Below are 14,301 nucleotides of genomic sequence, written 5' to 3' on the forward strand. Positions count from 1 at the left end.
ATTCCCGACCGTCCCGCTGTCGGCCCCGGGCCGGCACCGGGGCGGTCGGGGAGCCGGTCAGACCTGCACGATCGGCTCCCGGGTGAACAGCGCGCCCAGGCCCGGGGCGTTCACCCGGCGGTCCGTGAGGCGCAGGGCCTCCCAGACCGTGACCTGGCTGGCGGTGAGCACCGGCTTGCCGAGCTCCTTCTCCAGGACGGGGAGGAACGCGGCCGTGTGCAGGGCGGTGTCAGGGAGCAGCACCGCACCGGCGTCGGGCGTGTCGGCCGCCCGGGCGAGGGCGAACACCTCCGCCTCGCCCCAGGCGCCGACCTCGGCCGCCGTGACGGCCCCGGCGCTGTGGACGCCGGTCACCTCCACGCCGCCCGCCCGCAGGAACCCGGCGAACAGTGCCGCCACGTCGTCCGGGTACGTCGCCCCGACGGCTACCCGCCCGGCGCCGATCTCGCGGGCCGCGTGCACGAAGGCGAAGGAGGTGGAGGAGGCCGGCATCCCGGCGGTCGTCGCCAGGGTGCGGGACCTGTTCCTGGGCGCCTTCCCAGCCGTGCACGAAGCCGCCGCCGGCGCAGGCCCACACGATCGCCTCGGCGCCGGCCAGCCGCAGCTGCTCGACGCCCTTCGCCAGCCGCTCCGGCGCGCCCGTCCGGCGCAGCGCGTCGACCTGGCGCACGTCCTCGCCGGTGTCCGTGTGGACCACGTCCAGGCGGATGTCACTGCCGAGGAGCTGCTCGATGCGGGGGTAGTCGTCCTCGGCCGAGTGGCCCGGGTAGAGGAAACCGAGTGCGGTCATGTCCAGCCTTCCTGCTGCTCTTCTTCCGGCAGGACCGGGGGTCCCTGCGGCACGGGAAGTTCCCGCGGTACCCGGGTGTCCGGCAGCCCGGGGGGCCACACGCGCGCCGACGTGTCCAGCGGCGCTTGATACGGTCCCACCGCTCGGGTACCCGGACGGCGCAACGCCGCCCACATGGTCACCTGGTTGGCCGAGATCAGCCGGTATGCGCAGGCCGGCCTCCAGCGGGGGACGACCTCGCCGCACGGGCGCCGCCGGGAAAGGTGACGTCCATCGCGGGCACCGCCCGCGCCGGGAGACAGGTCGCGCAACGAACGGTACGCACGGCTGTGTTGACGACGGTGGGTCCGGGTGCGAACGTGGTCGATCCGCGCACGTCAGGCACTTGGTCACGGACGAGGGGACACCGCATGGACGTCGTCCCCGCAGAACTGCCCACCGTCCTCGTGCTGGACGCCGATCCCCTCCCGCGGCTCGGCCGCCTCACCGGGCGGGCCCGGGTGCTGCACACCGACGAGGCCTCCCTCGCCGCACGGCTGCCCACCGCGGACGTCCTGCTGGTCTGGGACTTCACCTCGCACGCGGTGCGCGCCGCCTGGCCCGGCGAGGGGCCGCGGCCGGGCTGGGTGCACACGGCGAGCGCGGGCGTGGACCACCTGCTGTGCCCCGAGCTGGTCGCCTCGGACACGGTGGTGACGAACGCGCGCGGGATCTTCGACCAGCCGATCGCCGAGTACGTGGCCGCGCTGGTCCTGGCGATGGCGAAGGACCTGCCGCGGAGCTGGGAGCTTCAGCGCCGGGGCGAGTGGCGGCACCGGGAGAGCGGGCGGGTCGCCGGGACCCGGGCCGTCGTCGTCGGATCCGGGCCGATCGGACGGGCGGTCGCCCGCACCCTGAAGGCGCTCGGCATGACCACGGCCGTCGTCGGCCGCGTCCCGCGCACCGGCATCCACGGGCCGCAGGACCTGGACCGGCTCCTCGCCCGCGCCGACTGGGTGATCGCGGCCGCCCCGCTCACCGAGCAGACGCACGGCATGTTCGACACCCGGCGGTTCGGCGTGATGCAGCCCTCGGCCCGCTTCGTGAACGTCGGCCGCGGGCCGCTGGTCGACGAGGACGCGCTGGTGCGGGCCCTGGAGCGGCGCTGGATCGCGGGCGCCGCCCTGGACGTCCTCACCACCGAGCCGCTCGCCGCCGACAGCCCCTTGTGGCACGTCCCGGGGCTGCTGATCTCGCCGCACATGAGCGGCGACACGGTCGGCTGGCGGGACGAACTCGGCGCGCAGTTCGTGGAGTTGTTCGAGCGGTGGGCGGCGGGCCGGCCGCTGCGGAACGTGGTCGACAAGCAGCGCGGATACGTGCCCGGACACTGACGTCCCCGGCCCGGGAAGGGTGCACGCGCGACCGCACCCCACCCACGGCGACCGGGCTCCTCGACGATTACGGCGAAGGCGGGCCGCCCAGTCCGCGGAGGCGACCGCGCGGCACGGGACCGGGCCGAACGAATGCAGCCGGGGGTGAACGCGTCCGTACGGCTCCTCGCCGACGAGGCCCTGGCGCGACGTAGGGGCGCGGACATGCCGAGAGGCGGGAAAAGGGCATAGATCTCGTTACGGGCGTATGTGGCGTGCAGACGTCTCCGGCGAGCGGAAGGGAATCCCGGACGATCGCGCGGGTGATCGGCGCCCTATCGTCGAGCGGCCGCGCCGTGGCGGTGATTCCGTGCCTGACCAGCGGGGCTTCGATGGAGCGGTCAGCCATGCGTTCCACGGTCCACCCGCGGTCAAGGCGGCCTCGGCGACGAGCGGGGCCGAAAGCGATCCGTGTAGCTCGCAGGAAGTCGGGTAGCCGCGCGCCCATGGCTCGACCACACGCACATCGATCAGGAACCGACAACCGGCGCCAGGGAAGACTCAGCCGCCGCTCGCTGCTCGCCGGAGCGGTGTCGCTGGGCGCGGCGGGGAGTCTCGGGGTGGTCGGCTGCAGCCGCGTCCCGGGAGACGGGAAGGTGCTGGGAGGCAGCCTCCTGGACACCTTGCGGGATCAGGGATCCGTGAAGATCGGCATCGCCAGTGAACCCCCCTTCGGCTATGTCGGGGACGACGGGCAGGCCACCGGAGAGTCACCGGCGATCGCGAAGGTGATCTTCAAAAGGCTCGGCATCGACGAGGTGAAGCCGGTGCCCGTGGACTTCGGCGCCCTCATACCCGGGCTGAAGGCCCGGCAGTTCGATGTGGTCTCGGCCGGTATGTACATCAACCCCCTGCGGTGCGAACAGGTGCTGTTCGCCGACCCGGACTATCTGATGCTGGACTCCTTCATCGTCAAGAAGGGCAATCCACACGGCATCAAGACGTATGAGGACATCAAGAGGAAGGGTCTCAGACTCGCCTCCGGCAAGGCCTACGCCCAGATCGACTACGCCAGGGCCGCGGGCATCGGCGAGGTGCTGATCCTGCCGGACCAGGTGGCCGGACTCGACGCGGTGGCCCAGGGGCGGGTGGACGCCTTCGCGGGCACCCGCATCACGGTCAAGTCGGCGGTGGCGGATTCCGGACGCGTTTCGGCGACCGAGCCGTTCCAGCCCGTGGTCGACGGCAAGCCGGCCTACGGCGCCGGCGGATTCGCCTTCCGGCAGTCCGAGAAGAACCTCCGTGACGCGTTCAACGCGGAACTGCTGAAGCTCAAGCAGGACGACTACAGGGAACTCCTCGGGATCGTCAGCCCCTTCGGCTTCGCCGAGGCCGACATGACGGACCTCACGGCGAAGGAGCTGTGCGGCTGATGATGACTTCCGAGTTCTTCACCACCTGGTTCCTGCCGGGTGTCTGGGTCACCGTCCAGGTGACGGTGTACGCCGCGGTCCTCGGCGCCGCCGTCTCGTTCGGCATCGGCCTCGCCCGCGGTTCGCAGATCTGGATCGTCCGCTTCCTCGCCGGGGCCTACTTCGAGGTCTTCCGCGGCATGTCGGCGCTGGTGCTGATGTTCTGGATGTTCTTCGCACTGCCCCTCTTCGGCTGGCAGCTGGTGCCCATGTGGGCCGGCGTCAGCGCGCTCGCCCTGACCTACGGCGCCTACGGCTCCGAGATCGTGCGCGGTTCGCTGGCCGCCGTCACGCCGGCGCAGAAGGAAGCGGGCATCGCGCTGAACTTCACCCGCGCTCAGCGGCTGCGCCTGATCGAACTGCCCCAGGCATGGCCCGACATGGTGCCGCCGTTCAACAACCTGTTGATCGAGCTGCTGAAGGGCACCGCCCTGGTCTCGGTCATCACGGTGGCCGACATGACGTTCGCCGGCAACCTGCTCCGGCTGGGCACCAACGAGACCACCCCGGTCTACACCCTGCTGCTGGTCCTCTACTTCGTTCTCGCCTTCCTCATCACCCGCGGTATGCGGCTGCTGGAGCGCAGGGCGAAGGCCGGGGTCGGGCAGCGTCCCGAGCAGGACGGCGGGACGACCCGGAAGCTCGGCGCCCGCGGCGAAAGCCTTCAGGCCGGTTCGCAGTCAGCGGGAGGTATCGGATGAACTGGGACTGGAACGTCGTGGACGACTTCATGCCGCGCTTCTGGGACGGCGTGCTCGTCACCCTGCAAGCCATGGCCGTCGGCACCCTGATCGCCTTCGCACTGGGTCTGGTGTGGGCGCTGGCCCAGCGGTCCGGGCACGCATGGGTGCGCTGGCCGGTCGTCGCCGTCACGGAGTTCATCCGCAACACACCGCTGCTGGTGCAGCTCTTCTTCCTCTTCTACGTGGTCCCCAACTTCGGCCCGTCGATGTCGCCGCTCACCACCGGCATCGTCGGCCTGGGACTGCACTACTCCACCTACACCGCGGAGGTCTACCGCGCGGGCATCGACGGCGTCCCCGCCGGCCAGTGGGAGGCGGCCACCGCGCTGAGCCTGTCCCGGGGGCGCACCTGGCGGGCGGTGATCCTTCCGCAGGCGATCCGCCGCGTCGTGCCGCCGCTGGGCAACTACGTCGTCGCCATGCTGAAGGACTCCCCGATGATCGCGACCATCGGAGCCTTCGACATGCTCGGCGAGGCCCAGGCCTTCAGCAACGAGACCTTCACCACCGAGGCGCTCACCGTCGTGGGCGTGGCGTTCATCGCCATCGCCTACCCCGCCTCCCTCCTGATCCGAGCCCTGGAGCGACGCCTTGTCCGCTGACATCGATCCCGCGAAGACCACCGATCTCCTCGCCAACCCGCCGGTGGACGGCAGGGAACTGATCCGCTTCGACAAGGTCACCAAGCGCTTCGGCGACCACACCGTCCTCGACCGGCTCGACTTCTCCGTCGACTCCGGCAAGCACGTCACGCTCATCGGCCCGTCGGGCTCCGGCAAGACGACGATCCTGCGGCTGCTGATGACGCTGACCGAACCCGACGAGGGCACCATCAGGGTGGGCGGCGACTACCTCACCCACGAGGAGCGCGACGGCAAGCTGGTCCGGGCCGGCGAGAAGCACATCCGCGAGGTCCGCAAGAACATCGGGATGGTCTTCCAGCAGTTCAACCTCTTCCCGAACATGAAGGTGCTGCGCAACATCACGGAGGCCCCGGTGACCGTCCTCGGCCTGTCCAGGGACGAGGCCGAACAGCGGGCCCGGGAGCTGCTCGAACTGGTGGGCCTGACCGAGCACATCGACAAGTACCCGACCCAGCTGTCCGGCGGCCAGCAGCAGCGGGTGGCGATCGCCCGGGCGCTGGCGATGCGGCCGCAGGTGCTCTTGCTGGACGAGGTGACCTCCGCGCTGGACCCGGAGCTGGTGGTCGGTGTCCTGGACGTGCTGCGGGACATCGCCCGCACCACCGACATCACGATGCTCTGTGTGACCCACGAGATGAGCTTCGCCCGGGACATCTCCGACCAGGTCCTGATGTTCGACTCGGGTCGCGTCATCGAGTCGGGCACCCCGGAGAAGATCTTCAGCGAGCCGGAGCAGGAGCGGACGCGCGAGTTCCTCAAGGCCGTGCTGTAGCGCCGTACGGTACGGATTCCCCGCCAGGTCGCGCGCGGCCTCGCACCGGGTTTCGGAACGTGGCTCCGCCCGGGATGCCAGGTCCAGGCAACGGGCCATGACGTGGGCATATGCCAAAGGATCGGCGCCGCAGTTGAGGGGGCCGGAGGTACGCCACATTCTCGCCGACAACCCCTCCGTCCGGCCCCCCTGGCCGTTATCGTGGTGGTGATTCGCTGCCCGGATCACGGCCAGAGAAGCGACCAGGGGGGAACCGTGGCGCTGAAGCACGAGCCGACCGTGCCGTACCACTCGGCCCAGGAAGCCTTGCGCGTCCTGGAGACGGTGGCGCGGCACTCCACCGGTGTCACCGACGCCGAACTCGCCCGTCAGACCGGCCTCACCGCGGAGCGGCTGACCACGCTCCTGCGCATGCTGCGCCGCGAGGGCTACGTCGAGCAGATCGCCGACGGGGCCTATGTCACGGGCGCCGCGCTGGCCCGTCTGGGCTCTACGCACCACCGTGAGCAGGCCCTGCGCGACCAGCTCCAGCACACCCTCGACCGGCTCCGCGACTCCGTCGGCGCCGCCGTCTACATCAGCCGGTACGTCGACGGAGAGGTCACGATCACCCAGTACGCCGACGGCCCCGCCACCCCGTCCGTCAACGAGTGGGTCGACTTCCGCTCCTCCGCCCACGCCACCGCGCTCGGCAAGAGCCTGCTCGGCCAGCTCGACCACAACGGCCGGCGCGACCATCTTTCCCGGCACAAGATGGCCCGGCTCACCTCGCGCACGATCACCAGCGACAAGCTGCTGCTCTCCCGCCTGGAGGCACAGCCGCCCACGGTCCCGGTGCTCGACCTCCAGGAGTACGCGATCGGCACGGTCTGCGCGGCCGTGCCGATCACCGCCGGCTCCATGGCGGGCTGCCTGGCCCTCTCCCTGCCCGTCGAGCACGCCCACCGGCTCCGGCAGGCCGCCGAGACGCTGAACAGGAACGCGGCACCGGTACTGCTGTCGCTCGCGATCTGAGGCAGGTCCGGCAGACGGCCCGACGCGTGGCCCGACGGGGGCTGCCGACGTGGTCCGGAGCACCCCCGCGGACCGGGTAGTATTTTCTCCGTCGTCAGCCGCCGAAGGCGGAGGGCGGGAGTCATGCGCCGCTAGCTCAGTTGGTTAGAGCAGCTGACTCTTAATCAGCGGGTCCGGGGTTCGAGTCCCTGGCGGCGCACCGATGAAGGGCCCCTCGTGGAAACGGGGGGCCCTTCGGCGTCCGCCCCGCGTCCGCCGCCACCCGTGTTCCGCAGGCTCTCGGCTTCCTCCGCGGTGAGCCTTCGGTATGCCGCCTTGCCCGGGGGCCGCCACCACACCGGATCGGCGCACCGGATCCCTTCCCGCCGCAGCAGCGCCCGGTGGATCTTGTTCGTGGCGGTGACGGGCATCCGCTCCAGCACCCGCACGAACCGGGGCGCCATCTTCGTCCCCAGATCGGGCTGGGCGCGCAGGAACGCGGCGAAACCGAGCGGCTCGAAGGATCCGGCCAGCGCCGCCATCACCTGGTCCCCGGTCACCGGATCGGGCACCGCGTAGACGGCCACCGCCGCCGCCCCCTCGTACCGGGCGAGGATGTTCTCGATCATCGCGGCGGCCAGGTTCTCGCTGTCGACGCGGAGCCGGTCGTCGGTGCGGCCCGCGAAGTAGAGGAAGCCTTCGCGGTCGCGGTAGAAGAGGTCGCCGGTCCAGTACTCCCCGTCGTCCCGGCGCCGCTCCGCCTCCGCCGCCGGATTGCGCCAGTAGCCCTCGAAGGGGTTCGGTCCCCGGTTGACCAGCTCGCCGATCGCCTCGTCGCCGTTCAGCAGCCGGCCGGCCGGGTCGAGCACGGCCGGCGGGCACTCGGCGCGGGTCTCCCGGTCGAGGACGACGAGACCGGGCCCCGCCCGTCCGACCGCCCCCGCCGGGGTCCCCGGCGACCACTGCACGGCCGCCCCGCCCTCCGAGGAGCCGTACCCCTCCACCAGCCGCACCCCGAACCGCCGTTCGAAGGCGGCCGCGTCCACCGCCCCCGCCTCGGTGCCGAAGCCGAGCCGCAGCGCGTGGTCCCGGTCGTCGGGGCGCGGCTCGGTGGCCAGGACGTACTGGATCGCCCGGCCCACATAGGTGAAGTAGGTCGCCCCGTAACGCCGTACGTCGGCCAGGAACCCCGACGCCGAGAACCGCCGCCGCAGCGCCACCCCGGCCCCGGCCGCCAGCGCGGGCGCCCAGTCGGCGATCACCGCGTTGCCGTGGAACATCGGCATGCAGACGTAGTGCACGTCGTCCCGGCGCACGGAGAACTGTCCGGCCAGGGAGCGCCCCGCGGCGGCCAGCCGGCCCTGACTGCAGATCGCGGCCTTGGGCGCGCCGGTCGAGCCGGAGGTGAAGTAGAGCAGGAGCCGGTCGGCGGGGGTGGCCCGGGAGGGGTCGGGGCGGGCGTCCGCGTACGGCTCGAGCAGGTCGTCGTACTCCGGGGTGCCGGTGATCAGCAGCCGGACCCCGGGCAGGTCGAGGCCCCTGAGGAGAGGGAGGTGGGTGTGCTCGGTGATCAGCAGCCGGCATTCGGTGTGCAGGATGTCCCGGGCCAGTTCGGGGCCCCGCCGGGTGGGGTTGATGCCGGCGACGGCCGCGCCTGCGAGAGCGGCGGCCGACAGCCAGAGCGGGAACTCGGGGGTGTTGTCCAGCAGGACCCCGAGATGCGGCGGACCGTCCGCCGGCAGCAGGTCGGCCAGCAGCGCGGCACGGGCGGCGGCGCCGGCGGCGACCTCGTGGTGGGTCAGGACGGTGTCCTCGGGGTTCGCGGGCTGCCGGCACCACAGTCCGGGACGGTGGTCGCCCCACCGGGCCGCTACGAGTTCGGCGACAGACTCCATGGCAGCGCACGGTAGTTGACGGACCGTCAGATGTGGAGGGCTACGGCATGACGTCGTCCGCCCCGGCGAACATCCAGTGGACCGACGGCACGAGACGGAAAAGGGCCTGCACGAGCTCCCCCGAGGTCGCGGGCCGACCTGGTCGGGCCGGCGGGCGGGGAACCTACCCGCCCGCCGGCCCGGGGAGCTCGAGCGCTGCTCAGAACGTGACGTCGGAGCAGGCGTAGAACGCGTTGGTCGTGTCGGCGACCGTCCACACCGCGACGATCACGTGACGTCCGCTGAGCCCGGACGGCAGCGTGCCGCTGTGCGAGAGGGTGGACGGGGGCCGCTGACCGCCGTAGGGCACGGTCAGGAACGGGGTGAGGTTGAGGTCGGAGCGGGCCAGGTTGTGGTTCTGGTTCCAGCCCTGCTTGGTGACGTAGTACTTGAAGTCGCTCGTGGCGTGCATGGCGGTGAACTGCCACCGGAAGGTGTAGCTCTGACCGCCGGTCACCTTGGTGGCCGGCCACGCCGTGCCCGAGGGGGTCTTCGGGCTGTCGAGCTGGGCGAAGCGGGTGTTGTTCGCGGAACAGATCCTTCCGTCGGCCGCGCCGGACGCCGGGAAGCCCTTCGGGCCCTCGACGCTCTGCGGCTCCCACTGGATGTCACCGCAGTTGGTGACGGAGCCGTTCTGGCAGAGCTTCTGCCGGCTGATGGGGAGGTCGGTGTAGCCGTGGCCGCTCGCACCCCCGGCGGTGAGCACGAAGGCTCCCGCCGTGGTGAGTCCGAGCGCGGCGGCGTACCACTTGGTCTTTTTGCGCATGCTGCCGCTCCTGGAGAACGTGGGGAGTTCACTGAGCCGAGCCGTGCAGGTCTAGACCAAGTTCGAGATTATTGCCGATTCTTGGCTGTGTCCATATCAAAGACGTCTCCGGACCCGACACGGCGGGACCGTCACGGCATGACCGTCACAGGAACACCGTCACGGCCCCTGTTCCCCGCGCCCCGAGCAGAAGGCGACGGTCAGGTCCTTCACCAGCGCCTTGCGCTCGTAGTCGTCGAGTTCCACGAGTCCGCGCATGGTCAGCCGGGTCACCGTGTCCTCCACCGAGTCCACGACCGAGGTCAGCACGCTCGCCCGGTGCTGGGCGTCGAGAGCGGCGATCCGGCGACGGTGCATCGCCGCGGCGACCTCCGGGGCGTACTCGATCCGCAGCGGCCGCACCGAGAACACCTCCAGGCCGATCGCGCCCGCGTCCTGCGCGACCCGTCTGGTCAGCACCTCCCCCGCCGCCTCCACCGAACCCCGCCCCGCGCCCGGCGTCTCCACCGGGATGCGGGCCAGGGCCGCCTCGACGCACTCACGCAGATACGTCTCGTGGTCGTCGACGCCCAGCGTGGCCCGCGCGGTGTCCCGCACCCGCCACACCACGAGCGTCACCACCCGCAGCGCGACCCCGCTGCCGTCGGCGGCGGGCAGCGGCTCGCTGCGCCAGTGCCGCAGCCGTACATCCACCCGGCGGCGCAGCAGCAGCGGGTTCACCCACAGCAGACCGGTGCGCCGCACGGTCCCCCGGTAGCGGCCGAACAGACCGAGCACCCAGGCCCGCCCGGTCCGCCCGCGGGCCAGCCCGCCGAAGCCGAACAGCCCCAGCGCACCCGCCCCCGCGTACGCCGCCCACTGCGCCGGACCGAGCCCGGCGCCCGCGAACTCCGGCAGCCGCAGCGCCTGCGTAGCGTGCGGCGGCAGCACTCCGGCCCACCACGAGGCGGCCACACAGCCGGCCGCCCCGCACATCCCGGCGAACACGCCCGCCGCGCCGGGCAGCACCCGGGCCGGCCGCTCCACCAGGTCCGGATCGACCTGCGCCTCCGGGCGGGGCTTGGCCGGCGTCGGCCGGCGCAGTCGCGGCTGCTCGCCGGTGCCCGCCCGGCTGCCCACCACGGCGGGCCCGAGCGGCACGGGCCGCGGCTCGGGCTCGTCCCGGAACAGCAGATGGACGGGGATCTCGGTGGTCGCCTCGTTCTGGATGAGCCGAGTGGGCCTGAACGGTCCGTCGGGCTCGGGTGTCTGTGACGTGGTCGTGTTCATTGCGTGCCTCCAGCCTCCGCGCCAGATACGCCATGACAGTGAGATGGGATCAAGAAAGCGAGCGGGTCACCGGCCGGTCCCGAGCGGGGTTCGCGCAGGTACCGCGCCGGTCCTGAGGGCCCCGGGCGGTCTAGGAGAAGAGCCGCCGCCAGGTCTCCGGGCCCGGGTAGCCGTCCGCCGCCCCACCGCGCCAGCCCTGGGCGCGTTGGAAGGCCTCGACCCCTCGCCGGTCCGCCTCGCCCCAGCGCGGTCCGGGCCCCGTCGTGTAGTACTTGCCGAACCCCTTCTTCACCAACTGCTTCCCCAGCCGGGTGACGTACGCGTTCTGCGCGCCGGGCCGGAACATGCCCCGGCCCGGGTACGCGGGGACGCGCGGCACGGGGGGTGCGGCGGGCGCGCCGGCCGCCCCGGTCGCGGGATACCCGCCGGCTCCGCCGCCTGATCCGGGACCGGTCCCGGCCGTCGGAGGCCCCCCGGGCGCGATGTCCCTGCCCCGGCCGGAGATCAACAGCGCCCAGGTTCTCGGGCCGGGGATGCCGTCGGCGTCGGCGCCGCGCCAGCCCTGGGCCTGCTGGAAGGCCAGGGTCGCCCAGCCGTCGGACGCCGACCACCTCGGGCCCGGACCCGAGGCGTAGAAGCGTGCGCCGCCGCGCTCGACGAGGAGCCGGCCGAGCCGGGTGACGTACGGGTTGTTCGCGCCGGGACCGAAGGCCGCCCGCCCCGGGAACGGCATCGTCGCGGCACTTGCGGCGCCCGCCGTGTTCCCGCCGCCGGCGCTCGCGCCGGCCTGTTCCCCCGAGCCGGGCGCGACCGCCGAGAGGCCCTTGTAGCGGTAGGGCACATAGCGGTCGGAATGGCTCCAGTAGGCGTAGGGAGTGGGCTGCCGACGCGCGGTCGGGCGGGTCTGCTCGTAGACGAAGTAGTAGCTGTGCGTGTAGTCCGTCCAGCCGCCGAAAAGGACGACGTGCGAGCCTTTCTCGGGGTTGGACGGATTATGGAACAGCAGAATGTCGCCGGGCTGGAGCTCCTCCTTGGCAATCCGCGTCCCGTACTGGTGGAGGCTGCCCGTCCACTCGTTCCCGGGCAGGTTCCAGGCCATGGAGACGAAGCCCGAGCAGTCCTGCCGGTAACCGTCGTACCAGTAGGTGCTCATGCTGTACGGCACCTCTGCCGAAACCCATTCCTTGGCGCGTCTGATGATGTCCGCCCGGGTCGTCCGGGGCGTTTTCACCGCTCCCGCCAGTCCTCCCGGCCGGGCCGGCTGTCCGGCCGGGCCGTGCAGCGGCGCCTTGCCGCCCTGCGGGGTATCGGGCTCGTCACCTGCGGGTACGCCGGGCCGATCGGAGGTCTGCGGGGCCGCGGACGCGGGCACCGCGTGGGCGGCCCCGAGCGCCGCGGCCGCCGCCGTGGCGACGATCACGACGCGATGGGCGGCCGGGCGGCCGCCGAACGGGGCGGGCGGGGAATTCGACCCCGTCCACCGCCGGGATACGCATCCGGGGCACTCGCAATCGCTCTCGGGATCGAATTCCTCGAATACCGGAGAGCCCATGCGATTCCCCTCAGACTCCAGCTGGAAATGTCCGCGACTGTGCACGTCCGCCAGTTTCTCAACTGTCTTCCCGACGCGCATGCTGACGGTCCGAATGATGTACACGACACCCGCCCGGCCCAGTGGCGCCGCGGCCCGGCGGCCGCGTGGTCCGGGGCACCCCCGGGGGTCCTGTAGAGTTATGACGTCAGCAGGCGCCGCTAGCTCAGTTGGTTAGAGCAGCTGACTCTTAATCAGCGGGTCCGGGGTTCGAGTCCCTGGCGGCGCACAGACACCGAAGGCCCTTCGCGAAAGCGAGGGGCCTTCGTCCGTATGCGCGCACACGGCGGTATGCCGTCCGCCGCGGCCCGCGGCCTTGAACCCTCCGTCCCGAACTCCCCCCGCCCAATCCCGACATAAGCCCCGCGCCGCTCACGAGAGTGCCGGAATACGGTCGTCACCGCCGTCCACGGGGTAGGTGAACCCCACAGCCTCCCGCGCCAGTCGCCGGGCTACTCCCGCAGCCCGGGCGCGCGGGGTCGAGGACCGGCCCGGTCGGCGGTTCCGGGGGAGCGGGCCGTCGACCGGGCCAGGTGACGTCGGCCGGGTGACGTCGGTCGGGTGACGGCCGGATCACGTCGGTCGGGTGACGTCGTCAGACGCCGGTGCCCGTCAGATACGCCGATACGACCACGTTCGCCGTGTAGCTGCGGCTCACCCGGTCGAAGGTGCCGCCGCAGGTGATCAGACGCAGCTCGGCGCGGTCCGGCTGCCGGGGGCCGTAGGCCTGGCGGGCGTCGAAGCGCTCACGCTGGACGACCTCGACGGCGTCGACGGTGAACTCGGCGATGCTTCCGTCGTCGCGGACCACTCGTACCGTCTCGCCTGCCTCGAGCGTGCTGAGCTTGTAGAAGACGGCGGGCCTGGTCTCGGTGTCGACGTGCCCGACCAGCAGGGCCGTGCCCCGGGCGCCCGGTTCAGCGCCGGCGGCGTACCAGCCGACGACGCCCGCCTGGTCGAAGGGCGGCGGGTCGACACCTCCCTCGGCGTCCAGCCCGCGGGCGACGACCGGGGCCTGCACGCCCAGGCCGGGGATGTCGATGCGTTGCGGCAGCGCCCGGCCCAGCGGTTTCACCGCGGGCGGGAGTCCGGCGTCCGGCGGGCGGCCCACCGCGGCCATGTCACCGGTGGCCGGGGCGGATGTGCCGTGCCGTACGTCGGTCACCTCGCGCCCCCACAGCCACAGCCCGAGCAGCAGCACCGTCCAGGCCAGGCCGGTGAGGAAGCGGCCGGACGAGCGTTCGCGATCGGACATGCTCAATCCGCCCCGCGTCTCCGGTGCACCCCGCGGAACACGACGGCGGCCGCGGCGACGCCCGCGAGCACCAGCCCGACGACCGCCTGCGCGGTGCCGGGGCCACGGCCCTCCACCTGCGCCTCGTCGACGGCGGCGAGGGGTGTGAGGGGAGCCAGCGGGGCGGTACCGCCTCCGCCGGCGCGGACCGGGGCGACGGGAGAGGCGGGCGCGGACGGCCCGTACGGCTCCGCCGACTCGTCCTCCGACGGCCCCCAGGACTCCGCCGACTCCGCGGACGAAGGGGCGACGACCTTGATACGGCCCTTCACCTCGAAGTCGACGCAGGTGATCCGTACGTCGTAGGCACCCGCTCCGATCGACGAGCGGACCCGGGTGTCGCCGACGAGCGTGCCGCCCGAGCCGGCGAGCTGCGCGTCCGCGACGAAGGCGTCCGAGGCCGCAGTGGCCGTCCGGCCGCCACAGCCGCTGACTTTCAGTGTGACCTCGGCGCCGGGTGCGGGCGTCGACGGCGTGACCGAGACGCTGCCGCCTTTGTCGCCGCTGCCTTCGCCCGAGGCGTACGCCGTCGGAATGAGCACCGCGGCACCTACCGCGAGCCCCGCACAGAGAGTGATCTTCAGTGAACCCATCGTGAACCTCCAGCTGCCTGAAGACTCCCCCGCTCGGAACCGGCACGCATCCCCAGGCGGGATATCGCTGCTCCGTACGAGTGGCTCA

Annotated in this window: 12 protein-coding genes, 2 tRNA genes and 2 pseudogenes; 8 read left to right on the plus strand and 8 right to left on the minus strand. The window is 72.1% G+C overall.

Features of this window, described 5'->3' with window-relative positions:
• Nucleotides 1-57: 57 nt before the first annotated feature.
• Nucleotides 58-790 (minus strand): annotated as a pseudogene (locus QF030_RS16880) (maleate cis-trans isomerase family protein).
• Between the two features lie 410 nt (nucleotides 791-1,200).
• Between QF030_RS16880 and QF030_RS16890 the strand changes: the two are divergent.
• Complete coding sequence (locus QF030_RS16890) at nucleotides 1,201-2,163, plus strand: D-2-hydroxyacid dehydrogenase (RefSeq protein ID WP_307163511.1); 963 nt, start codon at nucleotides 1,201-1,203, stop codon at nucleotides 2,161-2,163.
• A gap of 194 nt (nucleotides 2,164-2,357) precedes the next feature.
• On the opposite strand, the pseudogene QF030_RS16895 reads toward QF030_RS16890, so the two are convergent.
• Nucleotides 2,358-2,551, minus strand: a pseudogene (locus QF030_RS16895) (DUF3830 family protein); the annotation flags it as partial.
• A gap of 97 nt (nucleotides 2,552-2,648) precedes the next feature.
• Between QF030_RS16895 and ehuB the strand changes: the two are divergent.
• The 6 genes from ehuB to QF030_RS16925 all read left to right on the plus strand — a co-directional run bounded on the left by ehuB (nucleotide 2,649) and on the right by QF030_RS16925 (nucleotide 6,986).
• Entirely contained in the window at nucleotides 2,649-3,575 is a 927-nt protein-coding gene (gene ehuB, locus QF030_RS16900) for an ectoine/hydroxyectoine ABC transporter substrate-binding protein EhuB (RefSeq protein ID WP_307163512.1), read from the plus strand.
• Nucleotides 3,575-4,315, plus strand: coding sequence for an ectoine/hydroxyectoine ABC transporter permease subunit EhuC (ehuC, locus tag QF030_RS16905; protein WP_307163513.1), 741 nt, complete (start codon nucleotides 3,575-3,577; stop codon nucleotides 4,313-4,315). The genes ehuB and ehuC overlap by 1 nt, the downstream gene beginning before the upstream one ends.
• Nucleotides 4,312-4,959, plus strand: a complete 648-nt coding sequence (gene ehuD, locus QF030_RS16910; protein ID WP_307163514.1) for an ectoine/hydroxyectoine ABC transporter permease subunit EhuD — start codon at nucleotides 4,312-4,314, stop codon at nucleotides 4,957-4,959. The genes ehuC and ehuD overlap by 4 nt, the downstream gene beginning before the upstream one ends.
• A 43-nt stretch (nucleotides 4,960-5,002) precedes the next feature.
• Entirely contained in the window at nucleotides 5,003-5,773 is a 771-nt protein-coding gene (gene ehuA, locus QF030_RS16915; RefSeq protein WP_307167591.1) for an ectoine/hydroxyectoine ABC transporter ATP-binding protein EhuA, read from the plus strand.
• A 255-nt stretch (nucleotides 5,774-6,028) separates the two neighbouring features.
• Nucleotides 6,029-6,787 carry an IclR family transcriptional regulator gene (locus tag QF030_RS16920; protein WP_307163515.1) on the plus strand — a complete coding sequence of 253 codons (759 nt, stop codon included), beginning with the start codon at nucleotides 6,029-6,031 and terminating at the stop codon, nucleotides 6,785-6,787.
• Nucleotides 6,788-6,912: 125 nt separating this feature from the next.
• Nucleotides 6,913-6,986, plus strand: a tRNA-Lys gene (locus tag QF030_RS16925).
• Here QF030_RS16925 and QF030_RS16930 read toward each other — a convergent pair.
• From QF030_RS16930 to QF030_RS16945, 4 genes are all read right to left on the minus strand, one after another.
• Complete coding sequence (locus QF030_RS16930; protein WP_307163516.1) at nucleotides 6,952-8,661, minus strand: AMP-binding protein; 1,710 nt, start codon at nucleotides 8,659-8,661, stop codon at nucleotides 6,952-6,954. The two genes, QF030_RS16925 and QF030_RS16930, sit on opposite strands and share 35 nt — an antisense overlap.
• Nucleotides 8,662-8,860: 199 nt before the next feature.
• On the minus strand, nucleotides 8,861-9,466 hold the full coding sequence (locus QF030_RS16935; protein ID WP_081547534.1) for a lytic polysaccharide monooxygenase auxiliary activity family 9 protein: 606 nt from the start codon (nucleotides 9,464-9,466) through the stop codon (nucleotides 8,861-8,863).
• A 159-nt stretch (nucleotides 9,467-9,625) separates the two neighbouring features.
• The gene (locus tag QF030_RS16940) at nucleotides 9,626-10,735 is read right to left on the minus strand and encodes an SPFH domain-containing protein (RefSeq protein ID WP_307163517.1); all 1,110 of its coding nucleotides are present in this window, start codon (nucleotides 10,733-10,735) and stop codon (nucleotides 9,626-9,628) included.
• A gap of 130 nt (nucleotides 10,736-10,865) precedes the next feature.
• Nucleotides 10,866-12,287, minus strand: a complete 1,422-nt coding sequence (locus QF030_RS16945; protein ID WP_307163518.1) for a peptidoglycan-binding protein — start codon at nucleotides 12,285-12,287, stop codon at nucleotides 10,866-10,868.
• Between the two features lie 194 nt (nucleotides 12,288-12,481).
• Between QF030_RS16945 and QF030_RS16950 the strand changes: the two genes are divergently transcribed.
• Nucleotides 12,482-12,555 (plus strand) — tRNA-Lys (locus tag QF030_RS16950).
• 366 nt (nucleotides 12,556-12,921) lie between these two features.
• On the opposite strand, the gene QF030_RS16955 is transcribed toward QF030_RS16950, so the two are convergent.
• Together QF030_RS16955 and QF030_RS16960 are read right to left on the minus strand one after the other, a co-directional pair.
• Nucleotides 12,922-13,581 (minus strand): class F sortase, encoded by a 660-nt coding sequence (locus QF030_RS16955; RefSeq protein ID WP_307163519.1) that lies wholly within the window; start codon nucleotides 13,579-13,581, stop codon nucleotides 12,922-12,924.
• Between the two features lie 2 nt (nucleotides 13,582-13,583).
• Nucleotides 13,584-14,213: a hypothetical protein gene (locus tag QF030_RS16960; protein ID WP_307163520.1), complete on the minus strand. Its 630-nt coding sequence runs from the start codon at nucleotides 14,211-14,213 to the stop codon at nucleotides 13,584-13,586.
• Nucleotides 14,214-14,301 lie beyond the last annotated feature (88 nt).

The organism is Streptomyces rishiriensis, from assembly GCF_030815485.1.
Taxonomy (GTDB): domain Bacteria; phylum Actinomycetota; class Actinomycetes; order Streptomycetales; family Streptomycetaceae; genus Streptomyces; species Streptomyces rishiriensis_A.